We start from the raw sequence: 23,015 nt of genomic DNA, 5'->3' as shown, positions 1-23,015 counted from the left end.
CCTTAAAACCTGACATTCAAATCGAAAGCGAGGGAGATATTCCGCTCACGTTTACCGTCGTAGGGGCGTTTATCCCACACCAGCATCACCCCGCCATCTACGACGTTGTTCCATTTAAGCCGTTGACCGTAACCCAACTGGACGATAGCCCCCGCGTCTTCACCTTGTTGCCAGTAGCCGCCCACGCCAGCCACTCCCTGCTGTGTCCACACGGTGTCATAGTGTCGGTAAAGTACCTGCTCCGCGGTCAAGCCGGGTACCACAGAGAAATCACTTTTGGGGTTGTAATACGGCACATTCTCTTTGGTGTTGGTGCTACCGCCGATACCCGGAGTAAAGTCCAGCGTGAAACGCGGTGTTGTCCACATACGCTCCTTTCCGCTAAGCCCGTATTCGATACGATCGTTACCATCCGAGAAGTGTGAGGCAGCAAACGACAATTGATACTCTCGCCGTTCATTTTGGTACCAGCGGACATACATATCGCCGCCGTTGGCATATACGCCGCTACGCAGCGCACGCAGTGGCGTATTGCGGGAGAGACGCTCTGCTGACCCACCCACGCGCCAGTTATCATTGAAGTCATGCCAGGCTGAAAGACGGCCCCCCATTTTCTGCCCGTCGCCATAATTACGGCCAGACAGTTCCATTTCGGCCCAGTAATCACGTGAAGTCCATTCAGCACCGGCCGCCAGATCGCGGCTGATGCCTTTTCCTTCTTCAAACTCGCCGGTGGCAAAGTTGAAACCGGTAAACAGTCGCCAGTTGTCATTAATCGGCGGACTGTAAATCGCAGTATTGATGTTGAAGTCATTCTTACCGCTGACCGGACTATCGGAGGAGATACCCTGCGTACCGCTGACACGCACTTCCGACATTTTGTGCACATCACGGATTCGTGCCAGGCGCAGCGTCGCTTCGTCATCCGGGCTTCGGGCGATGACATCATCGGTCAGCTCGTCGGCCTGTTTCCACTCCTGAAGATCCAGCGCCACATAGGCCTGCTGACGTTCCAGCTCCAGGTTGCTGGGCTCGATCACTTCCGCAAGCTTAAGTTCTTTTTCCGCCGCATGTGGCAATCCACGGGCTTCTAAAACGGAGGCATAGGTTATGCGCAGCCCCTGGTTACCAGAACCCGTTCGTGCCAGATGTTCTGAGAGTTTTTCTGCTTCTGGCAGTTCATTGGCAGCAAGATGATATTGCGTCAGCAGCGTCTGCCCGAGCAGCCAGTTATCCTTAGGCTGTGGCGTTGGCGAGCCATAGATACGACGCAGATACGGGCTCTCTTTGATCAAGTCATCGACTTGTTTTTTAGCGGCAGCAAAGTTTTCATTATCAATATGCGCATAGAACAGATCCTGTTGATCTTCAGGAGTGAGCGGCGTCACAGGGATAGGTCCGTTCGGATAATAGATGCTCGCCAGCATTGCTTCGGTCTTTTCCGGCTGACGTTCGCTAAGCCACGCCGAAGCCACCCAACGTTTGGCATAGTTGGGCACTTCACCGTCCGCGGAGAGAGATTCGTATTCCTGAATCACGTCGGCAGTACGCTTACGCACCAGCAGGGCGCCCATGCGGTCAATTCTCGCCCGGCGCACATCGCCCTGGGCTGCGGGATCATCTTTCCAGGCTGCCAGCAACTGGTCATAGCGGGCAAGCGCTTTATCCGCCACGAGAAAACGCTCATCTTCATTTCGTGCAGAGGTATAAGAAGCGCGCACCTTTTCGGCTGCAGCATCAAGCGCCAGACGCCGCTTAACGGGGTCAGATGTCGGAACCTCTTCCGTCAGTTCCAACGCAGGTTCAGCGACACGGTTGGCTGACAGCGCTGACAACAGCGTGGATTTCGCATTTTTGTTACCCGGATCGACTTCATCCGCCTGGCTGGCGACTAACAGCGCATCCCAGTTTTTTCCCTGTGAATGATACACATAGGCAAGCAGTGCATCAGAGTCAGCCCCCGGATGCGCGCGTGCCCATTTATTCGCTTCAGTCAGGGCCTGCTGATTGTAACGTGCATCCGCCAGCGTCATGATCCAGCCGGTACGTACATCGGCGTTCTCAGGCTCTTCCTGTACAACGCTCTCCCAGAGCGCTAATGATTCATTCCAGCTCTTCTGATTGCGATACGCACGCGCAGCGGCCACTTTGCCGCGTGCAGGCACATCCATCTGCCCACGATACCGCTGCCAGATATCAATGGTTGCTTTATCGTTGTTATCAACCCAACTGGATACCTGCAGCCAGTCAGCCACCTGATTTGGCGTTAACGCACTTTTCTTTCCCTGCTCCTCAAGGTAGCGCAATAACGGTGTGCTATTACCACCTCGCGCTTCAATAATCAACGCATCATAATCTGATACTGCTGCAGAGGCTTGCATTGGGAAAAGAACGCTTGCTGTAAATAAACAGGTTACTGACTTGAAGCATTTAATAAAGTTGGCATGTCGACGCATACTGAACATATCTGCCCTTATATCTTACATCATAGTAAAAATAAGCGTTTTCAATAAGTTATAGTCATTCCCTGACGGTTGCCGACCATGTAAAGTGCACTGCCGCTTATTTCGTAATATGGCTAAAAATCATTTAATTCTTTCGTCTTATTGACTCCGTATGACTCTTCCACTCGTCGTTAAGAGGCTGGCGAAAGCTCAGGAATTTTATCACTCAGTGTGGGGTCTTGCTATGTTATAAGAAAACTCTTAGGCAAAAAAAGTATTTTAAACCAAATTATCCTAATACTCTTGGGATCGAATACTGGATTTAGATTAAGTTTCCGTGACGAAACCACGTAACGATGATAACTATTATCAGCAAATATAGAAACACCAGGTAACTGTTTGCCTGATAAGCATTTTGAGAATTGACAGGAAAAACCTGATAATTAACAGTAACTGATAACACTATAAATAACATCAGTTAATTGTAAACGGCTAAGTTTCAGGATGAAATGCGCAACACAAAACCAGGTAAAAAGAATTAGATAAAGATATAACAAAATGAAATTAAAGGGTTTTATGAACATTAAATTTATCCCCTACCAAAAATGGCATTGTGAAATCCCCCAATGAACCACCGCAGGTAATTGTTAATTCTACTACGCCCAGGTGTATTTATCATTCCGCAAAACTGTACTTATCTATTTGTTAAATTATTGACGATATCAACGACAATCAATTTTTATCCTTACAAAATACAAGCCTAATGCTATTGAATGATGTCCATTGAACCATAAGCTTTTGCGCTTACCCTTTGCGCATTCTTTCAGGTAATCTGGCAAAAGACGCCAACGGGAGCTGGTCAATGAAAATCGTTAACGCAGAAGAAAAGCACATCCCCGCTATCCATACTATCTACGCACATCATGTTCTTCACGGGACTGCCAGCTTTGAGACTGATCCGCCAGATACCCGCGAAATGCTTGTTCGCCTGACTAAGATCCGCGAGCTGGGGTTGCCGTGGGTTGTGGCCCTGCAGGACGAAAAAGTCATCGGTTATTGTTATCTCACCCGCTACCGTGAGCGCTATGCCTACCGCTATACGCTCGAAGATTCGATTTATATCGATCCGGCAGCACAACGTCAGGGCGCGGGCAAAGCGCTACTACACCATGTCATTTCATGGGCAGAAACACACGGCTATCGACAGATGATTGCCATCGTCGGCGACAGCAATAATCAGGGATCGCTGAAAGTCCACCAGCAGGTCGGATTTACCGAGGTCGGCACGCTAAAGAATATTAGCTTCAAGCATGGTCGCTGGCTCGATACCGTATTGCTACAACGTAATCTGGGTGAAGGTAACAGCACACTACCGCCCGATGCTGGCGTGATACTCTGAGGGAAAACGGAGGGGGGCTGACCCCCTTAATACCTATTCCAGTCGTTTGCCTGCTTTATCTACCAGCTACTCGCCATCTTCCTTTACGAAAGCGCCTTTTTGCGCATTCAGGAGGATTTCCAGCACCTCATCAGGCTCACCGCATCTGCGAGGCGTTTTGGAACATAAAGAATATCTCATGCAAGGATAACCTGTTATCGCAGGAAAATTTATTTTTATAAGCGTGATCAGAGATTGAGCGGGTAATATTAAATCCAGTATATCCTTATAATTCCAAAGTGAAGCAGGGAGATTATTCAATAGCGAATAATCTCCCTGTATCTCCCTATCGTTCTATAAATGGGACACTGCTTCCCACTTTTCACTCTGGACGGGTTATAACACATAAATTATAAATGCATCTGTTTTCTATCTCTGAGGTTACACCATGAACAAGAACATATTAATCGCAGTATGCGCATTAGGTTTTTTGAATATTGCACATGCCGAAGTATATAAATTAGATAGTACGCATACGAATTCGACATTTAATATCGACCATTTTCAGACATCAACCAACCATGGTGGCTTTTACTCCATCAGCGGAGAAGTAAAATATCTTCCAGAGAAACAGCAAGGTGAACTGCAGGTAACCATTCCTGTTAAGTCTCTCAATACCGGTCTGGAAGCATTTGATAAACATATCCGTAGCAGCGATATACTTGATGCAGAAAAATATCCGGATATTGTATTCAAATCAACAAAATGGAACTTCTCTGAGGGCAAGCCCGCCTCCATTGAAGGGATGTTGACGATGAAAGGTGTTACTAAACCTGTCACGTTAACGACGACCAAATTCGGCTGCTATATGAGTCCGGTTTTCAACGCTCAGGTCTGCGGTGGCGATTTCTCTGCAAAAATTGATCGTACCCAATGGGGGGTTGATTATCTCGTCAACATAGGAATGAGCAAAACAGTTGATATTAATATTCAGGCTGAAGCAATACGCCAATAACAAGGAAGTAAGAATGAAAGTGAATAAAAAAACTCTGGCCATAGCCTCTGTCGCGATGATGATTTCATCAGGTCTGGCGCAAGCCGAAGCATATAAAGCCAGCACCGAAGAGCACCCCATTAAAATGGTCAACATTGACTCTCTTGAAGATCAAGTAAAAGCCAGAATGGAAAAGGGAGCATTTGGTTATATTCGTGGAGGCGCGGAAGATGAAAATAATCTGCGCAGCAATACCGAGAGCTTTGATAAGAAATTCATCGTTCCACGAGTATTGCAAGGTATTGAATTAAAAAATATCAATCTTTCAACCAGTTTGCTGGGCATTCCGCTAAAAACCCCCATAATCCAGGCGCCAATGGCAGCCCAGGGTCTGGCGCACGAAGCCGGTGAACTCGCCACAGCCCGAGGAATGGCCCAGGTAGGTTCAATTTTCTCTTTAAGCACCTACGGAAATAAAACCATTGAAGACGTTTCCAGGGCATCAGAGGGAAACCCTTTCTTCTTCCAGCTCTATATGAGTAAAAATAATAAATTTAACGAATTTATATTGAATGAAGCGGTTAAACATGGTGCAAAAGCGATCATTCTGACTGTCGATTCACCCGTTGGTGGATATCGCGAAGACGATATAAAGAATAATTTCCAGTTCCCTCTCGGCTTTGCAAATCTTGAGATGTTTGCGAAGCAGAGTGATGATGATTCAAAAACAGGCAAAGGTTCTGGTATCAGCGAAATTTACGCACAAGCCAAGCAAGCTTTCACACCGGAAGATATTAAATACGTCCACCAAATCTCCGGTTTGCCGGTCATTGTGAAAGGAATTCAGTCGCCGGAAGATGCAGAGGTTGCTATTAAGGCCGGGGCTGCAGCTATCTGGGTTTCTAACCACGGGGGAAGGCAACTCGATAGTGGGCCATCCTCATTTGATGTATTGCCCTCTATCGCAAAAGTTGTAAATAAACGCGTGCCCATTATTTTTGATAGTGGTGTACGTCGTGGTTCACATGTATTTAAAGCTATCGCTAGCGGCGCTGATATCGTGGCTATCGGACGTCCTGTCCTGTACGGTCTAAACCTTGGCGGGGCTCAAGGTGTTGCTTCTGTTGTCGAGCAACTCAACAAGGAATTAGTCATCAATATGATGCTCGGTGGAACCAAAGACATCGAGCAGGTGAAAAAAACCAAATTGCTGACCTTACGTGATCTGGAAGAATAAGAGCATGCTTTGGGTTAACGGCGTGGAATATTAACCCCCTCTACTCCTCTCACCAGAGACATTATTAAAGAATAGGTAATAATGCTGAATACCGGTCACTATGGCCGGTATTTTATGTACTCACCATGAAGGAGTACATTGAGTTCAATTGATGAAAAGAATGCTATAGCTACTGATTTATCAAGGGGTAATTGAGCGGGGCAGACTTCAGGAAACTTAAGTTTGGAGCGGGCGAAGGGAATCGAAGCATCGAAGACAATCATTCACTAACCATTTGTTTCTTAAAGAGATGATGAATCCATTTGGTTACAGCTATGGTTACACATTGAGTGATCTCTGGTCAAGGTCGGATACCTTTAATATTCCCACAAACGGAATAGAACAAAGGCCAGAACATATGGTAAGGCTCCCAATGTTTCAACTTCAAGGGGTAGCCTCCCTCGGTTCAGGGCAAACTCAAGGAGGGCTACGGGGACAACGCGAGAGGATGAACTATCAGATAGGCGCTCAGATTTTTGTGGGAGATTTTAGAAAAAGAAGGCTGTAAGCATCCCTCACCGCCACCAAGCGCTGCCGCCAACCGCATAATGAAAACCTGTCAGCACCAGAGCTACCCCAATAGCTACACATAAAAGGATACCGCATATACCTGACAACCTATTGAAAACAATGCGATACAATATGCCAGCAATGAATAACAACCCGGCGGCCCACCAAAACGCCTTAACAGCCCGACCAACTGCGTAATAGGTAGACCACGGGATACCACCGTAAATGTAACCAGCCATACATCCCGCAACCAACAGTAGCGCAGCCATAGCAATCAACGACCCTACACCTCTTACCATAATGATTTTCCTAAAATAATCCATTCAGTGACTGACGGTAGGATAGCCTGATTGCTGCCATCGCGCTGATCGTTTATCTCGATCGGTAACTTGAAATTGATCGCTGGCATCTATCGTGATCGATAGCCATCATAGATTCACTGTTCGGGTGTACCAGACGCTGCTGCGAGAGATCATGGATAACCCTTGGTATTTCGTCAGATAACCGTTAATCACGGCCTTGTAGATGCGCTCAGGCTTCCTGCCGTCAACACGTTTACTAATCTTGTTAAGGTTCTGCATAGCTTCCCTGTAGTCATCCTTATGTCGTTCCAATAGCTCAGCTTCAGCGTGATAGCCAAGCTCGACCATCTTATTGGCGACTGCCTCTGCAATCTCTGGCATCTCAAGGATGGATTCAAAGGCCGCATAGACCATGTCTTCAAAATCATCGGAGACCCACCCGGCGTACTTCAATGTCGCCTGCTTGTCTGCGAAGGTTATGCTTTCAATGCCAATCTTCTCGACGTGCATTTTTTGCATGTCGGTGAGTCTTTTGGTTACCTTACCGCGCCACTGAGAAGGTAACTTATTGTTAGGCAAGCTGAGGACCTTCCATATTTCGGTAAGATTCCACATACCTGACTCATTGGCCTTGAAGCTGTGACTTTCAATAGTGATAATATGGCCTGCATGTTTATGTCGATTACTCATTGCTTGATTACCTCATTTTAAATATGCACCCTAAGCCGCACCCTACTGACCTACTCAAAGTCCCCAAGCAATAGTGTAGTGGCATAGTGAATTTGGCCACCTGAATAGAGGTGATATCATCACCTCATAGTCAAAACAGGTGACATTATGACCGGACGTAACAGACGCAATTTTAGCCCCGAGTTTCGCCTCGAGGCTGCCCAGCTTGTACTCGATCAGCATTACACCGTTGCCGCCGCTGCCACTGCGATGAATGTCGGCAAATCCACGATGGATAAATGGGTTCGACAACTGAAAGAAGAGCGAGCGGGAAAATCACCCATAGCTTCACCCATGACACCTGAGCAGATTGAGATACGTGAGTTGAAGAAAAGACTTCAACGCGTTGAAATGGAACGGGATATATTAAAAAAGGCTACCGCGCTCTTGATGTCAGACTCCCTGAACAATTCTCATTAGTTGAGAAACTCAGGGCGCGGTTTCCTGTTGCCGTTGTGTGCAACGTGTTTGGGGTTCATCGCAGCAGTTATAAATACTGGCGGCAGCCCAGGAAGCCTGACGCCACGAGAGTGGCATTACTGAGCCTTGTGCGTGAAGTTTATCGCGAAAGTAACGGTTCAGCAGGAGCGCGAAGCATTGCCGCAATGGTCACCACCAAAGGTATAAAACTGAGCCGCTGGCGGGCAACAAAGCTGATGAAAGCGCTCAATATTATCAGCTGTCAGCAACCTGGCCATCGTTATAAGAAGGCGTCTAAGGAACACATTGAGATCCCTAATTATCTGGATCGCCAGTTTGCTGTTACCGAGCCTAATCAGGCCTGGTGTGGTGATGTGACTTATATCTGGACGGGAAAACGCTGGGCTTATCTGGCTGTTGTACTCGATTTGTTTTCCCGTAAACCGGTTGGCTGGGCGATGTCATTTTTCCCTGATTCCGCACTGACAGGTAAAGCCCTGTCGATGGCCTGGGAAGCACGGGGAAAACCGGCTAATTTACTGTATCACTCGGATCAAGGCAGTCACTATACCAGCAGGAATTTCAGACAGTTACTGTGGAGATATCAGATAAAGCAAAGCCTGAGTCGCCGGGGAAATTGCTGGGATAACAGCCCAATGGAACGGTTCTTCAGAAGCCTGAAAACAGAGTGGGTACCGGATAATGGCTACGCGAATTTTAGCCAAGCCAGCACGGCAATAACGAATTACATCACAGGATATTACAGCCAGCTCAGACCTCATCAATATAATGGTGGTTTGACGCCGAATGAATCAGAACGATTGTTCTGGAAAAACTCTAAAGCTGTGGCCAGTTTTTGTTGACCACTACACCCCAGCCTCAGTGGCCCTAACGTCTTTAACCTGAAGCTGAGCCACCTCGTTAAGCCTTGCCCCAGTGATGGCAGCCAAAGCGGTAACGTAGTAGTGATAAGGTTTACCTGAAGCCTTCTGAGAGTATGACTTAGCGGCGACCAGTAGTTGCCCTACCTGCTCCGTAGAAAAGGCGTTACGGGCCTCAGAGGCTTTACGCTGGGGAACCTTTAGCTCCAGCCCCTCAGTCATATTCTTTTTAATCAGGTCATTACGGACAGCCCACTTAAAGACAGCCGCCATTTTGATGAGATACTTATTGTTGATGGTAACGACATCCAGACAATCGGTCTTATCCCCACGGTTCAGCAGGTCAGCCAGTGTGGAATCCTTGAAGCGCTGCTTACGGTTCTTGGGTAACTGCTGGAGCACATCACGGACTCTGAGCATGTCTGCTCTACTGGCTTCAGCATTGAGACCCAGATAGTCGAATATTTCGATTAACGCTGCGTGGGACGCTTTGTTTTCTCTTAAGGTGGCTGGCTTCCAGTTCTGAGCGTTCTCCGCTTCGTATTGCTCAAAGAGACTTGATACGGTGACGCTGGGCGTGACTTCTGGTTTTACTTCTGGAGCACCAACAGATAAGGACACAGAGGCTTGGTCATCTTGCCGCTCAATACCACTAAAACCATCGATATAATCTATGAGTGGCTTACTGTCTCCCGCATCGATACGCTTCATACAGGCCTTAAGCACACCCAAAGCCTCGTGAATGTAACGATGCTGGTCAATGCTAAGGGGTTCACAGGCTAGTGCATCAACAAGGTTCCCACCGAGTTCTGTATAAAGCCCGCTATATGTTTCCCTCATGTCAGGCTCGAAGAGGTCAGAGCGGCCCGTCGATAGTTCCCACTCAGCGATGTCCTTAAGATGCTCCCTCATCTCCTCATAGGTAGCGTTGGGTCTGTCTGCGTGTATTGCCTTGAGTGCTGCCTTGATGTGCCTTGAGTGAGCCATAGCGGTACGTCTATCCTTGGTACGTAATGATACTGACGCTAGTTTATAACGGTTGTGAGAAGGAAGCGAAGAGGTCAGGCGACTAGTGGTCTTCATCCTGAGACGGATGTAGAAGACACCGTTACGCTGATAAAGGTAGGTTCTTGAGTTGAGCATGTACTGAGACCTTAGGTTTGCTCACTACTTCAACAAAGTTAGTCACAGTGTTAGTTGCAGTGAGTAAAACTATCGGAAGGCTTTAGGCCATATCCCAAGGGATTCAGTAGGTTAGAATACTTTAAGAAGTGTCATGGAGCGGGCGAAGGGAATCGAACCCTCGTATAGAGCTTGGGAAGCTCTCGTTCTACCATTGAACTACGCCCGCGAAGAGGTGCGTGGGCCATTATAGACCTTACGCATCCTCTGACAAGCCCAAACGATGCTAACTGCTGATAAAATAGCCTTTTAGCACTTAGGTTTACTCCCCTGCGGCGGTAAATAACGCAGCGGATCAATCGCCGTTGCGCGATAGCGAATCTGGAAGTGCAAGCGTACAGACGCCGCATCAGTGCTACCCATGGTGGCAATTTTCTGCCCGGCCTTCACGCTCTGCCCGTTATTCACCAGTAGCGTATCATTATGCGCATAAGCGGTAATGTAATCCTCACTGTGCTTAATCATGATGAGGTTGCCATATCCCCGCAGCTGGTTGCCGACATAAACCACCTTCCCTGCTCCCGCCGCATAAACCGGCGTGCCGCGCGCAGCTGAGATATCAATACCCTTGTTGCCGCCATCCGCCGTTGAATAAGGCAGGATCACTTTTCCGCTGGCTGGCCACTGCCAGCAGCGTTGTCCCACCGGCGGCCAGGATGACTGCGGTACGGAGGACGACGGTCTGACTGCCGCTGTTTTTGTGGACGATTTGGTGGTGGTCTTGCCGGAAGTCGGGCTGGTTTTCGTGCTACCGCTAAGCTTCAGCCTTTGCCCTACTTCGATGGTATAGGGAGGAGATATGTTGTTGAGACGGGCGAGATCCCTGACGCTGGTACCGGTAGAGCGCGAAATCGCGTACAGCGTATCGCCACGCTTCACGGTATACGTAGAGCCGGAATCAGATGAACTGGAACATCCTGCAACGATCAGGCTGCCCACCAACATTATCAAGATATAAAAGCGTTTACTCATCAGGCATTCTGCACTAAACACGAACGTTCACCTCCAAACCAGAGGCAATTATCATACCAGCCAGCTGGAGGATCCCCAATCGCTTCGGCTCCACCTGGTGTATTAAACGGATATCCCTGCGTAATAATATCCATCAGCGCGGGTAAATAAAGCATGGGCGGTAATTTCGCCAGCACCGGATAAAATATTTGTGGCGAGGGGAATACATCCACCACATAGCACTGGCTGAGTTTATCCGCGCCGACTTCTGAAGAAGGTAGCAATATCGCGGCTTCCAGGCCGGACTCCAGCCAGTCGAGGACCACCCCCGACATGATGGCGGATTGCTCATGGTCGCGACCGGATTGCGCATCTGCAACATTAAACTACGTTCGGTCGCCAACATGCTGCCAGGGCTTGTTTTGGTAATGCCTTTGTCCCATTTATGGGCTACCCTAGTGGCCTGAGTACATGACCCGGCGGGTTTGTGCCGGGTTATTTTTTCTTTTCAGGAGTTGTCATGGCCGGGGAACATGTCGTTTTGCTGGATGAGCAAGATATACCTTCAGGTATACTCGAGAAGTATGCCGCTCACACACACAATACCCCTCTACATCTCGCGTTTTCCTGTTGGATTTTTAACGACCAGGGCCAGCTGTTAGTTACCCGTCGTTCACTGCACAAAAAAGCCTGGCCAGGTGTCTGGACAAACTCGGTGTGCGGTCATCCACAATCAGGGGAAACAACTGAAGACGCCATTATCCGTCGCGCTCGCTTCGAGTTGGGAGCTGACATTCGCGCACTCACGCCCGTCTACGCTGATTTTCGCTATTGCGCCGCAGATCCCAGTGGAATTGTGGAAAATGAAGTTTGTCCGGTATATGCCGCACGAGTTATCAGTGCGATACGGTCAAACGCGGATGAAGTAATGGATGAGCAGTGGAGTGAACTTGAGGATATCTTGCGTGCTCTGGATGCCACGCCGTGGGCCTTCAGCCCGTGGATGGTAATGCAGGCATCGAATGATAAAGCACGAGAATTATTGCGCGAGTTTGCTAACCGTAATTGATTGCCGGATGGCAACGCAAACGCGTTTTATCCGGCCTACGAATCGTCTCCGCGTAGGCCGGATAAGGCATCAGCCGCCATCCGGCAGTTCACATCTTACTTAACCGGGCGCATTGCCGGGAACAGTATCACGTCGCGGATGGTGTGGCTGTTAGTGAACAGCATCACCATACGGTCGATACCAATACCCAGACCTGCAGTCGGCGGCAGACCGTGTTCCAGAGCGGTCACGTAGTCTTCGTCGTAGAACATCGCTTCGTCATCGCCTGCATCTTTAGCATTAACCTGATCCTGGAAACGCTGCGCCTGATCTTCTGCATCGTTCAGCTCGCTGAAACCGTTACCGATTTCGCGACCACCAATGAAGAATTCAAAGCGATCGGTGATTTCCGGGTTTTCATCATTACGACGCGCCAGCGGAGAAACTTCTGCCGGGTACTCGGTAATGAAGGTCGGCTGAATCAGGTGCGCTTCAGCAACTTCTTCAAAGATCTCCGTCACGATGCGGCCCAGACCCCAGCTCTTCTCAACCTTGATGCCGATAGATTCAGCAATCGCTTTTGCAGAGTCGAAGTTATCCAGATCGGCCATATTGGTTTCCGGACGGTATTTCTGAATCGCTTCGCGCATGGTCAGTTTTTCGAACGGCTTACCGAAGTCGAAGACTTCTTCACCGTAAGGCACTTCGGTCGTTCCGAGAACGTTCTGCGCCAGCGTACGGAACAGGGATTCGGTCAGCTCGATCAGGTCTTTGTAGTCTGCATAAGCCATATAGAGTTCCATCATGGTGAACTCTGGGTTATGACGAACGGAGATGCCTTCGTTACGGAAGTTACGGTTAATTTCGAATACGCGTTCGAAACCGCCCACTACCAGACGCTTGAGGTACAGTTCCGGCGCAATACGCAGGTACATGTCCAGATCCAGCGCGTTATGGTGGGTGATAAACGGACGGGCTGCCGCACCGCCGGGGATCACCTGCATCATCGGTGTTTCAACTTCCATAAAGCCGCGGCCCACCATAAACTGACGGATACCCGCCATGATCTGTGAACGCACTTTAAAGGTGTTGCGGGATTCATCGTTAGAGATGAGATCCAGGTAACGCTGGCGGTAGCGCGCTTCCTGATCCTGCAGACCATGGAATTTATCCGGCAGCGGACGCAGGGCTTTGGTCAGCAGACGCAGCTCGGTGCAGTGGATGGACAGTTCGCCGGTTTTGGTCTTAAACAACTTACCTTTCGCGCCGAGGATATCGCCCAGATCCCATTTTTTGAACTGCTCGTTGTAGACGCCTTCCGGCAGATCGTCGCGCGCAACGTACAGCTGAATACGGCCGCCAACATCCTGCAGCGTAACGAATGATGCTTTACCCATAATACGACGGGTCATCATGCGGCCAGCAACGGATACCTCAATGTTCAGCGCTTCCAGCTCTTCGTTTTCTTTCGCGTCGAAGTCAGCGTGCAGTTGGTCTGAGGTATGATCGCGACGGAAATCGTTCGGGAACGGGATACCCTGCTCGCGCAGGCTAGCCAGCTTCTCACGACGCGTTTTCAGTTCATTGTTAAGGTCGGCTACCGCGTCAGCGCCCTGTGCGTGTTGTTCAGACATGTTGGTTCCTCATAACCCTGCTTTCAAACTTGCTTCGATAAATTGATCCAGGCTGCCATCCAGCACGGCCTGCGTGTTGCGGGTTTCAACCCCGGTACGCAGATCTTTAATGCGGGAGTCATCAAGGACATAAGAACGAATCTGGCTACCCCAGCCGATGTCGGACTTGGTGTCTTCCATCGCCTGTTTCTCGGCATTCTTCTTCTGCATTTCCAGTTCATAAAGCTTCGCTTTCATCTGCTTCATGGCCTGGTCTTTATTCTTGTGCTGGGAACGGTCGTTCTGGCACTGCGTTACAATCCCGGTCGGGATGTGAGTGATACGTACCGCAGATTCCGTACGGTTAACGTGCTGACCGCCCGCACCCGAGGCGCGGTAAACGTCGATACGCAGATCCGCTGGGTTGATATCGATATCGATATCATCGTCAACTTCCGGATAAACAAACGCAGAACTAAACGACGTATGGCGACGGCCGCCGGAATCGAACGGGCTCTTACGTACCAGACGATGTACACCGGTTTCCGTGCGCAACCAACCGTAAGCATATTCTCCGGCGATTCTGATGGTCACGGATTTAATACCCGCCACTTCACCTTCAGACTCTTCAATAATTTCCGTCTTAAAGCCGCGAGCTTCAGCCCAACGCAGATACATACGCATCAGCATGCTGGCCCAATCCTGCGCTTCGGTACCGCCGGAGCCAGCCTGAATATCAAGATAGCAATCTGCGCTGTCATATTCACCGGAGAACATACGACGGAATTCCAGCTGTGCCAGTTTATCTTCCAGCGTATCGAGTTCTGCTACGGCTTCGTTAAAGGTTTCTTCGTCGTCGGCTTCTACAGCCAGTTCCAGCAGGCCGGAGACATCTTCCAGGCCCTGGCTCATCTGGTCGAGCGTGTCGACAATGGCCTCAAGGGAAGAACGTTCTTTACCCAGCGCCTGTGCGCGTTCGGGTTCGTTCCAGACGTCCGGCTGTTCCAGCTCGGCGTTTACTTCTTCCAGACGCTCTTTCTTTGCATCATAGTCAAAGATACCCCCTAAGAACGTCTGAGCGTTCCGTGAGGTCCTGAATGCGGTTATTTACCGGATTAATTTCAAACATGGTCTGATTTCTTTTATTGAACGAGTCAAAATGCGGTTATAAGAGCGGGATTGTAACCAATTCACGCTCTTTTTTATAGATATAGTGACGCTAAAGTGGCCAGATATTATCGATAATGATTTGCAATGAGCGGTTGCCGCGAAACTCATTAATATCCAGTTTGTAGGCAAGCTGAACTTCACGTACGCCGTTATCCGGCCAGCAGGCAGTATCGACATTAAACGCAATGCCGTCCAGCAGCGGCCCGCCGCCAACCGGCTCAACCATCACTTTCAGGTGACGCTCACCAACCAGACGTTGCTGGAGCAGGCGAAAATGTCCATCAAACAGCGGCTCCGGGAACATCTGCCCCCACGGACCGGCATCACGCAGCATTTGCGCGACCTCCATGGTCATCTCTGCCACACTCAGCGGACCATCAGAGACTACCTCACCCTGTAATAAAGCGGGGTCAAGCCATTCCGTTACCAGTTCGCCAAAACGCTGCTGGAAATGCTCGAACTGCGCTTCTTCCAGCGACAGACCTGCTGCCATCGCATGTCCACCAAACTTAATGATCATGCCGGGATAAAGCGTATCCAAACGTTCCAGTACATCACGCATATGCAGTCCCTGGATCGAACGTCCGGAACCTTTTAAGGTGCCATCACCCGCAGGAGCAAAAGCGATTACCGGACGATGGAAACGCTCTTTAATACGCGATGCCAGAATGCCGACCACCCCCTGGTGCCATTCGGGATGATACATCGCCAGGCCACCCGGGAGAGTGTCACTACTGCGCTCCAGCTTTTCACACAGGGTTAGGGCTTCTGCCTGCATCCCCTGTTCAATCTCTTTGCGCGTCTGGTTGAGTGCGTCCAGCTCATTGGCCAACACGCGCGCTTCGCCAATGTTGTCGCACAGCAACAGCGCTACGCCGACGGACATATCATCCAGACGACCTGCCGCATTCAAGCGTGGCCCGAGGGCAAAACCTAAATCACTGGCGGCCAGTTTAAGCGGGTCACGATTGGAAATCTCCAGTAGCGCCTTAATGCCAGGGCGGCACTTTCCAGCACGGATACGGCTTAAGCCTTGCCACGTCAGGATACGGTTATTGGCATCCAGCGGCACCACGTCTGCTACCGTGCCCAAAGCAACCAGATCGAGCAAATCGGCCAGGTTCGGCGGTGCAATTCCGCGTTCATCAAACCAGCCTTTGTCGCGCAGGAAGGTGCGCAGCGCCAACATCAGGTAGAAGGCTACCCCCACGCCTGCCAGCGATTTCGACGGAAATTCACAGTCGTGCAGGTTAGGATTGATGATTGCTTCCGCGCCCGGCAGCGTATCGCCTGGTAGGTGGTGATCGGTCACCACCACCGGAATCTTCAGCGCTCTGGCATGCTCAACACCCGCATGAGAAGAGATGCCGTTGTCCACAGTAACGATCAACTGAGCGCCACGGGCATGCGCCTGATCCACGACTTCCGGGCTTAAGCCATATCCGTCTTCAAAACGGTTGGGCACCAGGTAGTCAACATTACTACAGCCCAACGCACGCATCGCCAGGATGCTCAGCGCCGTGCTGGTCGCACCATCGGCATCGAAATCCCCCACCACAATGATGCGGGTTCCTTCGCGAAAGGCGTTATAGAGGATCTCAACCGCTTTTTCGACGCCGTTCAAATGCTGCCACGGCAACATCCCTTTCACGCTACGCTCAAGCTCCTGCGCACTACGCACGCCACGACTGGCGTACAAACGACGCAACAAGGGAGGCAAATCCGCAGGCAGTTCGGCTGTCTCGTCGGCCTCACGCCGACGGAGTTGTATCTGTTGTTTCACGCGAATTATTTACCGCTGGTCTGTTTTTCGTGTGCGTCGAGAAATTCTTTCATCTCTTTCGGCCCCTGATAGCCCGGAACAACATAGCCGTTGCTCAGGACAATCGCCGGTGTGCCACTCACGCCAAACTGCACGCCCAGTGCGTAATGATTCGCAATATCTACATCACAGGTCGCCGCTTTCACGCCCTTACCCGCCATCGCATCGTCAAAGGCTTTGTTTTTATCTTTTGCACACCAGATTGACTTCATGTCCTGCTCGGCCTGGCTTTCCAGTCCCTGGCGAGGGAAGGCCAGATAACGGACGGTGATGCCCAGCGCGTTGTAGTCTTTCATCTCTTCATGCAGCTTGTGGCAGTAACCACAGGTGATGTCGGTGAAAATGGTGATGACGTGTTTTTCTTGCGGCGCTTTGTAGACAATCATCTCTTTTTCCAGCGCATTCAGATGTTTCATCAGCAGTTGGTTAGTGACATTTACCGGGCTTGCGCCACTGACGTCATACATCGGCCCCTGAATAATATGCTTGCCGTCTTCAGTCACGTACAGCACACCGCTATTGGTCAGTACGGTTTTCATGCCCGCAACCGGAGCAGGTTGAATTTCGGTGCTCTGCACACCCAGCTTCGCTAATGACTGGCGAATAGCCGCATCGTCTGCATGCACCATTCCTGAAAACGCAGTAGCCAGCAGGGTGAGCATCATAAAACGTTTCTTCATAACCTATCCTTTACTGTCAGCACTCACGCTCGTGGGTGATGCTGTTGATGTAGTTGACGCAAGCGCTCCGTTGCGACATGTGTATAAATCTGCGTAGTCGAGAGATCGCTATGTCCCAGCAGCATCTGCACCACGCGCAGGTCAGCGCCGTGATTGAGCAAATGTGTGGCAAAAGCGTGCCGCAATACGTGCGGCGACAGTTTCTCGCTGTCGATCCCTGCTAACACAGCATAGTGCTTAATACGATGCCAGAAAGTCTGACGGGTCATCTGCTGCGCACGCTGGCTGGGAAACAGTACGTCAATCGATACGCCGTTGAGCAACCATGGACGACCGTGTTCCAGGTATGTTTCCAGCCAGTACACAGCTTCTTCGCCCAACGGCACAAGTCGCTCTTTGTTGCCTTTACCAATCACCCGCACAACGCCCTGGCGCAGACTAATATCACTCATCGTCAGCCCCACCAACTCTGATACGCGCAACCCCGTGGCGTACAAAACCTCCAGCATCGCTTTGTCGCGTAGCTCAAGCGGTTGGTCAATAAGCGGGGCCTGCAGCAGCCGTTCTACCTGCGCTTCGCTAAGATCTTTTGGCAAACGCTGCGGAAGTTTAGGTGAAGCAAGCGAGGCGCTTGGATCGTCTTCGCGATATTTTTCGCCGTAAAGATGCTGAAAAAAACGCCGCATGGCACTGAGCAAACGTGCTGAACTGGTGGCTTTATACCCGCCATCCATCCGCTCAGCCAGCAATGCCTGCAAATCATCGCTCTGCGCCGTCGCCAGTGAAACGCCACGATGGTGCAACCATTCAACAAGCATTGTCAGATCGCGACGATACGCACTTAACGTGTTCTCCGCCAGATTTCGCTCCAGCCACAGGGCATCAAGAAATTGCTCGATGCGTGCCAGATCTTGTTCCACTCGCGCCCCTTAATTCACTCTCATTTTTGATGCATTATGCCTCATTGTGCCGAGATTGCGGCGATTCTGTTACACTAGCCGCAACGCTACAACAGAATTGAGATGTTTACGTCATGAACATGGGTCTTTTTTACGGTTCCAGCACGTGCTACACCGAAATGGCAGCAGAAAAAATCCGCGATATCCTTGGTCCCGAACTGGTGACACTGCACAATCTCAAGGATGATTCCCCGGCCCTAATGGAGCAGTATGACGTGCTCATTTTGGGCATCCCGACCTGGGATTTCGGTGAAATTCAGGAGGACTGGGAAGCGGTCTGGGAACAACTGGACGACCTCAACCTGGAAGGCAAAATTGTTGCGCTTTACGGTATGGGCGATCAGTTAGGATACGGCGAATGGTTCCTGGATGCGCTGGGTATGCTGCACGATAAACTGGTCACCAAAGGCGTAAAATTTGTCGGTTACTGGCCAACAGAAGGTTATGAATTCACCAGCGATAAACCCGTGATTGCCGATGGGCAGCTGTTTGTCGGTTTAGCTCTGGATGAAACTAACCAATACGACCTCAGCGATGAACGTATTCAGGTCTGGTGTGAGCAAATTCTCGGTGAAATGGCCGAACACTGGTCCTGATAACCGTGTTGCCGGATGACGGCGTGAATGCCTTCTCCGGCCTACATAGCGCACTAAACCGTAGCTGCTCGCCATCAGTCATTCGCCGGCGTTAACCCTGCTTCGCCTGTTGCAGCATTAACCGCCGCAAATCCCGCCACTCAGCGTCATCCATGCTGTCCGCTGCCAGCCACAAATGCTGACGTTTTCCCGCATCTGAACGCAAACGCAGCATCATGCCCGTTTTAATCATCCAGGGTGCACAAACGATAGACCACTCCTGCCCCTGCCAGCGCAGGCGACCGTCCATTAACAGTCTAATCTCTCCCTGACAAGCGTTAATGCGACGCTGACTGCGTACGCTATCAAACACCACCAGAGAGAGCAGCACCAGCCATAATGGGGTGTAGCTCAATGGCCAGGGCATCAATAAAATGAATACCGCAACCAGCCCATGAATGAGCAGAGAGAGCCACTGTGCGCGCCATGAAACGCGTAAATCAGATTGCCACTGGACCACGTTCCCGATTCCGTGTCTGGATGAGTCGCACCATCTGCTCCAGCTGCTCATCAGCCGGTTTCCCATGATTCATCAACCAGTTAAATAAGTCTGGATCATCGCATTCCAGCAGACGGATAAAGATGCGTTTTTCTTCGTCACTTAAGTTGTCATACTCATGTTCGAAAAACGGCATGATAGAGATGTCCAGTTCCCGCATACCGCGGCGGCATGCCCAATGAATACGTGCTTTGTTGTTAATATCCATGTTCTTTTCCCTGTCTCGCGAAAACGAAGTATCCGGCTATTGTAACGTGTTTTTCACGCTCTTTTACGGGAATATCAGTAAACGGAAGCGCGATCGCTAAATAAAACCACATTAAGTCAAAGGGTTCACTTTTTTGGATATCTCCTCGCAAAGCTTAATATAAGGCACAAACAGGACGTTTAAACCGCTTGCAATAGCCCATAGCTCTTTTACCATTAGTCATTATTACCGCGTTAAGCAAATCAGGACATTATTATGGCTTTTACATCGTTTCCTCCTCGCCAGCCGTTTGCGTCGGCACGTTTGCCTCTGACGCTAATGACGCTCGACGACTGGGCTCTCGCCACCATTACCGGTGTCGACAGTGAAAAATACATCCAGGGCCAGGTCACCGCTGATGTCAGCCAGATGACCGAACAACAACACCTGCTGGCAGCTCATTGCGACGCCAAAGGTAAAATGTGGAGCAACCTGCGTCTCTTCCGTCAGGCTGATGGTTTTGCCTGGCTTGAACGCCGTAGCCTGCGTGAAGCCCAATTAACCGAACTGAAAAAATACGCCGTCTTCTCGAAGGTCGTGATTGCCCCGGATGATGAACGCGTCCTGCTGGGCGTGGCAGGCTTCCAGGCGCGTGCGGCGCTAGCCAATCTCTTTAGCGAACTGCCAACCAGCGATAAGCAGGTCGTTACCTACGGCGCTTCCACCCTGCTGTGGTTCGAGCATCCGTCTGAACGCTTCCTGCTGATCGTTGATGTCGCAACCGCTGAGATGATTGCGGAGAAACTGCGTGGCGAAGCAGAATTGAATAACAGCCAGCAATGGCTGGCGCTGGATATCGAAGCGGGTATCCCGGTGATCGACACCGCCAACAGCGGTCAGTTTATTCCGCAGGCCACGAACCTTCAGGCTCTGGGTGGTATTAGCTTCAAAAAAGGCTGTTACACCGGCCAGGAAATGGTTGCCCGCGCAAAATTCCGCGGCGCTAATAAACGCGCAATGTGGACCCTGGCGGGTACTGCCAGCCGGGTACCGGAAGCGGGTGAAGATCTGGAACTAAAAATGGGTGAGAACTGGCGTCGTACCGGTACCGTGCTTGCTGCCGTGCAACTGGCCGATGGTCAGGTGTTAGTACAGGTCGTGATGAATAACGATATGGAAGCAGACAGCGTGTTCCGCGTTCGTGATGATGCGAAAACGCTGCACATTGTGCCGCTGCCGTATTCGTTAAACGAAGAGTAATTAGTAGGCCTGATAAGCGCAGCGCCATCAGGCAATTCAGTGCATGCCGCCGGATAGCGGCGTTGCCTTATCCGGCCTACAAAACATATCCAGGGCGAGGCGTGTACGCCGACCCTGGGGTTGCACTGGATCTATGCGTGTTACCCAACGTACAAATAAATCGCCAGAAAGTGACAAACACTGCCACCCAGCACAAACCCATGCCAGATAGCATGGTTGTAAGGAATACGTTTGCAGACGTAGAAAATCACGCCCAGCGAATAGACCACGCCCCCCACAGCCAACAACGTCACACCGCCTGCCGCCAGCTTAACCGCCAGTTGATACACCACAATCAGCGATAACCACCCCATCGTCAGATAGGTCACCAGCGACAAAACCTTAAAGCGGTGAGCAATAGTCAGTTTGAATAAAATACCAAGCAGCGCCAGAGTCCAGATAACGATCATCAATCCACGCGCCAGCGGCGAATCCAGTCCCACCAGCAGAAACGGCGTATAAGTCCCGGCAATCAGCAGATAAATAGCGCAATGGTCGAATTTTTTCAGCCAGATTTTCGCTTTCTGATGAGGGATGGCGTGATACAAGGTTGAAGCAAGGAACAGCAGGATCATGCTGCCGCCATACAGGCTATAGCTGGTAATCGCCATAGCACTGGCATTGGTATCCACTGCCTGAACCAGCAACAGCACCAGTCCGACAATCCCAAACACCAGCCCGATACCGTGACTGATGCTATTGGCTATCTCCTCAGCCAGCGAATATCCCTGCGCGATTAATGGCTTCTGAACCATATGTTACTCCGGTAAAACGAACACTTTCGTGATTGCGCCTCTAGCGTAACTGAGAATGGTTCCAGTGAACACCTGTTAGCTAAAATATTTATCAAATAATAAATAATCAATAAAAATCATATGATTACATTTTATATTTCAGCTAACAACTGCACCTAAAAAGTTAAAGGCATTTAAAATCAATCACATAAAATTGCGTTTGATCCGGGTAAATCTCGGCAATCACCTGTTTAAGTTCTTCAAGCGTCATGTTTTCCTGCTGGGCATGTTTTTCCGTTAGCGTATCCAGTGTAACGGTTGAGGTGCCGACGACTTCAATCGTGCAGAAGTAGCCATCATCCTCGAAGCGCCCAACGCGCAGAATATCGCCGGCTTTGAAGTGTGATTCAGACTCATCGCGAATGGTGATGGTCTTACGTCCGGCCAGAATGTCATCCTGGAAGCGTTGAAAAAAAGTGATGTCATTTGGCTGCATGTTATTATTCCCTGTAGATGAAGTCTGATGAGTGAGTTTTGCCATTGTGAGTATGTTCTCCCACGCTGCCATCGCCAGTCTCAACAATCTTGAGATGCTGGTCTATAACTATGTCATCAAAAACCGTGACAAAGTCATGTACATGACCATTCGCGAACTGGCCGATGCCGTGGGCGTATCCACAACTACCGTGTTGCGCTTTTGCCGCAAGCTTAAGTGTGAGGGCTACTCAGAATTTCGCGTACGCTTTAAATTATATTTAGCGCAGAATGAACCGCAACAGGCTAATTTTGGCGCCAGCGAGATAATCAGCTTTTTTAAAGGCGTGAACAATGACGAGTTTGATAAACTGCTGGATCAGGCTGTTGATATTATATTATCCTCCGAGCGCATCATATTCGTCGGTGCAGGCACATCAGGAGCGCTTGCAAAATATGGCGCACGTTTTTTCTCAAATGTAGGTAAATTCAGTAACCATATCGACGATCCTTATTTTCCGGTAACCAATGATATGGCCAGAAACGCGCTGGCGATTGTCCTGTCCGTCTCTGGCGAAACAGAGGAAATCCTGCGTTTCGCCAGCCAGTTCAGCCTGCATAACTGTAAAGTCCTGTCGATTACCTGCCATGAGCACTCGCGACTGGCGAAACTCGCCGACTTTAACCTCTCCTGGCACGTACCGCAAACCCGCATTGCTGGGGTCTATGATATTACCACGCAAATCCCTGTTATTTATATTCTGGAATCACTCGGCCGCAAGCTGGCGAAAAGGTTAGCGTAAAAAAACAATATGTTTTTTTGATGTA

General features: G+C 50.0%; 20 protein-coding genes, 1 tRNA gene and 3 pseudogenes. 9 read left to right on the top strand and 15 right to left on the bottom strand.

Translation table 11 applies throughout. From position 1 onward, the window contains the following. Positions 1-2 precede the first annotated feature (2 nt). On the bottom strand, positions 3-2,465 hold the full coding sequence (pgaA, locus tag HV261_RS07095) for a poly-beta-1,6 N-acetyl-D-glucosamine export porin PgaA (protein ID WP_202037834.1): 2,463 nt from the start codon (positions 2,463-2,465) through the stop codon (positions 3-5). Between the two features lie 841 nt (positions 2,466-3,306). Here pgaA and HV261_RS07090 point away from each other — a divergent pair. The 3 genes from HV261_RS07090 to HV261_RS07080 all read left to right on the top strand — a co-directional run bounded on the left by HV261_RS07090 (position 3,307) and on the right by HV261_RS07080 (position 6,053). Further along, positions 3,307-3,843 carry a GNAT family N-acetyltransferase gene (locus tag HV261_RS07090; protein ID WP_202037833.1) on the top strand — a complete coding sequence of 179 codons (537 nt, stop codon included), beginning with the start codon at positions 3,307-3,309 and terminating at the stop codon, positions 3,841-3,843. 427 nt (positions 3,844-4,270) lie between these two features. After that, entirely contained in the window at positions 4,271-4,837 is a 567-nt protein-coding gene (locus HV261_RS07085) for a YceI family protein (protein ID WP_202037832.1), read from the top strand. A 13-nt stretch (positions 4,838-4,850) separates the two neighbouring features. Next, positions 4,851-6,053: a lactate oxidase gene (locus tag HV261_RS07080; RefSeq protein WP_202037831.1), complete on the top strand. Its 1,203-nt coding sequence runs from the start codon at positions 4,851-4,853 to the stop codon at positions 6,051-6,053. Between the two features lie 977 nt (positions 6,054-7,030). Here HV261_RS07080 and HV261_RS07075 read toward each other — a convergent pair. Next, positions 7,031-7,594, bottom strand: a complete 564-nt coding sequence (locus HV261_RS07075; RefSeq protein ID WP_202037830.1) for a hypothetical protein — start codon at positions 7,592-7,594, stop codon at positions 7,031-7,033. Between the two features lie 147 nt (positions 7,595-7,741). Here HV261_RS07075 and HV261_RS07070 point away from each other — a divergent pair. After that, positions 7,742-8,916, top strand: a protein-coding gene (locus tag HV261_RS07070) for an IS3 family transposase (RefSeq protein ID WP_137399272.1) whose coding sequence is annotated in 2 segments (ribosomal slippage) — positions 7,742-8,000 and positions 8,000-8,916 — 1,176 coding nt in all. Because the reading frame shifts where the segments join, the coding sequence is not laid out codon by codon here. Positions 8,917-8,925: 9 nt separating this feature from the next. Here HV261_RS07070 and HV261_RS07065 read toward each other — a convergent pair. The 4 genes and pseudogenes from HV261_RS07065 to HV261_RS07050 form a co-directional block, all read right to left on the bottom strand. Next, a pseudogene (locus HV261_RS07065) lies at positions 8,926-10,077 on the bottom strand (integrase); the annotation flags it as partial. Between the two features lie 134 nt (positions 10,078-10,211). Then, positions 10,212-10,285 (bottom strand) — tRNA-Gly (locus HV261_RS07060). 80 nt (positions 10,286-10,365) lie between these two features. After that, a complete protein-coding gene (gene actS / locus HV261_RS07055; protein WP_202037829.1) occupies positions 10,366-11,088 on the bottom strand; it encodes an amidase activator ActS in 723 nt (240 codons plus the stop codon). A gap of 98 nt (positions 11,089-11,186) precedes the next feature. After that, a pseudogene (locus tag HV261_RS07050) lies at positions 11,187-11,396 on the bottom strand (LysR family transcriptional regulator); the annotation flags it as partial. A gap of 9 nt (positions 11,397-11,405) precedes the next feature. On the opposite strand from HV261_RS07050, the pseudogene HV261_RS07045 reads away from it, so the two are divergent. After that, positions 11,406-11,534 (top strand): annotated as a pseudogene (locus HV261_RS07045) (DUF554 family protein); the annotation flags it as partial. Positions 11,535-11,587: 53 nt separating this feature from the next. Further along, positions 11,588-12,136 carry an isopentenyl-diphosphate Delta-isomerase gene (gene idi, locus HV261_RS07040; RefSeq protein WP_202037828.1) on the top strand — a complete coding sequence of 183 codons (549 nt, stop codon included), beginning with the start codon at positions 11,588-11,590 and terminating at the stop codon, positions 12,134-12,136. Positions 12,137-12,231: 95 nt separating this feature from the next. Here the strand turns inward: idi and lysS are convergent, their stop codons facing one another. The 5 genes from lysS to xerD form a co-directional block, all read right to left on the bottom strand. Beyond that, positions 12,232-13,749, bottom strand: coding sequence for a lysine--tRNA ligase (gene lysS / locus HV261_RS07035; RefSeq protein ID WP_115642921.1), 1,518 nt, complete (start codon positions 13,747-13,749; stop codon positions 12,232-12,234). A 9-nt stretch (positions 13,750-13,758) separates the two neighbouring features. Further along, positions 13,759-14,857 (bottom strand): peptide chain release factor 2 gene (prfB, locus tag HV261_RS07030; protein WP_096878465.1). Its coding sequence is split into 2 segments (ribosomal slippage): positions 13,759-14,781 and positions 14,783-14,857, totalling 1,098 coding nucleotides; the frame shifts between segments, so codons are not numbered across the junction. Between the two features lie 90 nt (positions 14,858-14,947). Continuing rightward, positions 14,948-16,681: a single-stranded-DNA-specific exonuclease RecJ gene (recJ, locus tag HV261_RS07025; RefSeq protein WP_202037827.1), complete on the bottom strand. Its 1,734-nt coding sequence runs from the start codon at positions 16,679-16,681 to the stop codon at positions 14,948-14,950. Positions 16,682-16,686: 5 nt separating this feature from the next. Beyond that, a complete protein-coding gene (dsbC, locus tag HV261_RS07020) occupies positions 16,687-17,400 on the bottom strand; it encodes a bifunctional protein-disulfide isomerase/oxidoreductase DsbC (RefSeq protein WP_202037826.1) in 714 nt (237 codons plus the stop codon). Positions 17,401-17,423: 23 nt separating this feature from the next. Beyond that, positions 17,424-18,320: a site-specific tyrosine recombinase XerD gene (gene xerD, locus HV261_RS07015; protein ID WP_202037825.1), complete on the bottom strand. Its 897-nt coding sequence runs from the start codon at positions 18,318-18,320 to the stop codon at positions 17,424-17,426. A 113-nt stretch (positions 18,321-18,433) separates the two neighbouring features. On the opposite strand from xerD, the gene fldB reads away from it, so the two are divergent. Continuing rightward, entirely contained in the window at positions 18,434-18,955 is a 522-nt protein-coding gene (fldB, locus tag HV261_RS07010; protein WP_202037824.1) for a flavodoxin FldB, read from the top strand. A gap of 91 nt (positions 18,956-19,046) precedes the next feature. Here the strand turns inward: fldB and HV261_RS07005 are convergent, their stop codons facing one another. Further along, positions 19,047-19,454 carry a protein YgfX gene (locus HV261_RS07005; RefSeq protein WP_137382657.1) on the bottom strand — a complete coding sequence of 136 codons (408 nt, stop codon included), beginning with the start codon at positions 19,452-19,454 and terminating at the stop codon, positions 19,047-19,049. After that, on the bottom strand, positions 19,435-19,701 hold the full coding sequence (gene sdhE / locus HV261_RS07000; protein WP_005123351.1) for an FAD assembly factor SdhE: 267 nt from the start codon (positions 19,699-19,701) through the stop codon (positions 19,435-19,437). Before sdhE ends, HV261_RS07005 begins: the two co-directional genes overlap by 20 nt. Before the next feature lie 255 nt (positions 19,702-19,956). Between sdhE and ygfZ the strand changes: the two genes are divergently transcribed. Then, positions 19,957-20,940, top strand: a complete 984-nt coding sequence (ygfZ, locus tag HV261_RS06995; RefSeq protein ID WP_202037823.1) for a tRNA-modifying protein YgfZ — start codon at positions 19,957-19,959, stop codon at positions 20,938-20,940. A 140-nt stretch (positions 20,941-21,080) separates the two neighbouring features. Here ygfZ and trhA read toward each other — a convergent pair whose 3' ends face one another. Continuing rightward, the gene (trhA, locus tag HV261_RS06990) at positions 21,081-21,734 is read right to left on the bottom strand and encodes a PAQR family membrane homeostasis protein TrhA (protein ID WP_202037822.1); all 654 of its coding nucleotides are present in this window, start codon (positions 21,732-21,734) and stop codon (positions 21,081-21,083) included. A 163-nt stretch (positions 21,735-21,897) separates the two neighbouring features. Beyond that, a complete protein-coding gene (yqfB, locus tag HV261_RS06985; RefSeq protein ID WP_202037821.1) occupies positions 21,898-22,209 on the bottom strand; it encodes a N(4)-acetylcytidine aminohydrolase in 312 nt (103 codons plus the stop codon). 52 nt (positions 22,210-22,261) lie between these two features. On the opposite strand from yqfB, the gene HV261_RS06980 reads away from it, so the two are divergent. After that, positions 22,262-22,990 carry a MurR/RpiR family transcriptional regulator gene (locus HV261_RS06980; protein ID WP_202039666.1) on the top strand — a complete coding sequence of 243 codons (729 nt, stop codon included), beginning with the start codon at positions 22,262-22,264 and terminating at the stop codon, positions 22,988-22,990. Positions 22,991-23,015 lie beyond the last annotated feature (25 nt).

Source organism: Citrobacter sp. RHBSTW-00671 (genome assembly GCF_014103415.1).
GTDB lineage: Bacteria > Pseudomonadota > Gammaproteobacteria > Enterobacterales > Enterobacteriaceae > Citrobacter.
Note: the sequence above shows the minus strand (reverse complement) of the source record. Positions and strands in the feature narration are given on the sequence as shown.

What these genes read in the sequence shown, in the direction of transcription:
- pgaA (WP_202037834.1), bottom strand. Translation starts at nt 2,465, where the DNA reads ATGTTCAGTATGCGTCGACATGCCAACTTTATTAAATGCTTCAAGTCA.
- HV261_RS07090 (WP_202037833.1), top strand. Translation starts at nt 3,307, where the DNA reads ATGAAAATCGTTAACGCAGAAGAAAAGCACATCCCCGCTATCCATACT.
- HV261_RS07085 (WP_202037832.1), top strand. Translation starts at nt 4,271, where the DNA reads ATGAACAAGAACATATTAATCGCAGTATGCGCATTAGGTTTTTTGAAT.
- HV261_RS07080 (WP_202037831.1), top strand. Translation starts at nt 4,851, where the DNA reads ATGAAAGTGAATAAAAAAACTCTGGCCATAGCCTCTGTCGCGATGATG.
- HV261_RS07075 (WP_202037830.1), bottom strand. Translation starts at nt 7,594, where the DNA reads ATGAGTAATCGACATAAACATGCAGGCCATATTATCACTATTGAAAGT.
- actS (WP_202037829.1), bottom strand. Translation starts at nt 11,088, where the DNA reads ATGAGTAAACGCTTTTATATCTTGATAATGTTGGTGGGCAGCCTGATC.
- idi (WP_202037828.1), top strand. Translation starts at nt 11,588, where the DNA reads ATGGCCGGGGAACATGTCGTTTTGCTGGATGAGCAAGATATACCTTCA.
- lysS (WP_115642921.1), bottom strand. Translation starts at nt 13,749, where the DNA reads ATGTCTGAACAACACGCACAGGGCGCTGACGCGGTAGCCGACCTTAAC.
- dsbC (WP_202037826.1), bottom strand. Translation starts at nt 17,400, where the DNA reads ATGAAGAAACGTTTTATGATGCTCACCCTGCTGGCTACTGCGTTTTCA.
- fldB (WP_202037824.1), top strand. Translation starts at nt 18,434, where the DNA reads ATGAACATGGGTCTTTTTTACGGTTCCAGCACGTGCTACACCGAAATG.
- sdhE (WP_005123351.1), bottom strand. Translation starts at nt 19,701, where the DNA reads ATGGATATTAACAACAAAGCACGTATTCATTGGGCATGCCGCCGCGGT.
- ygfZ (WP_202037823.1), top strand. Translation starts at nt 19,957, where the DNA reads ATGGCTTTTACATCGTTTCCTCCTCGCCAGCCGTTTGCGTCGGCACGT.
- trhA (WP_202037822.1), bottom strand. Translation starts at nt 21,734, where the DNA reads ATGGTTCAGAAGCCATTAATCGCGCAGGGATATTCGCTGGCTGAGGAG.
- yqfB (WP_202037821.1), bottom strand. Translation starts at nt 22,209, where the DNA reads ATGCAGCCAAATGACATCACTTTTTTTCAACGCTTCCAGGATGACATT.
- HV261_RS06980 (WP_202039666.1), top strand. Translation starts at nt 22,262, where the DNA reads ATGTTCTCCCACGCTGCCATCGCCAGTCTCAACAATCTTGAGATGCTG.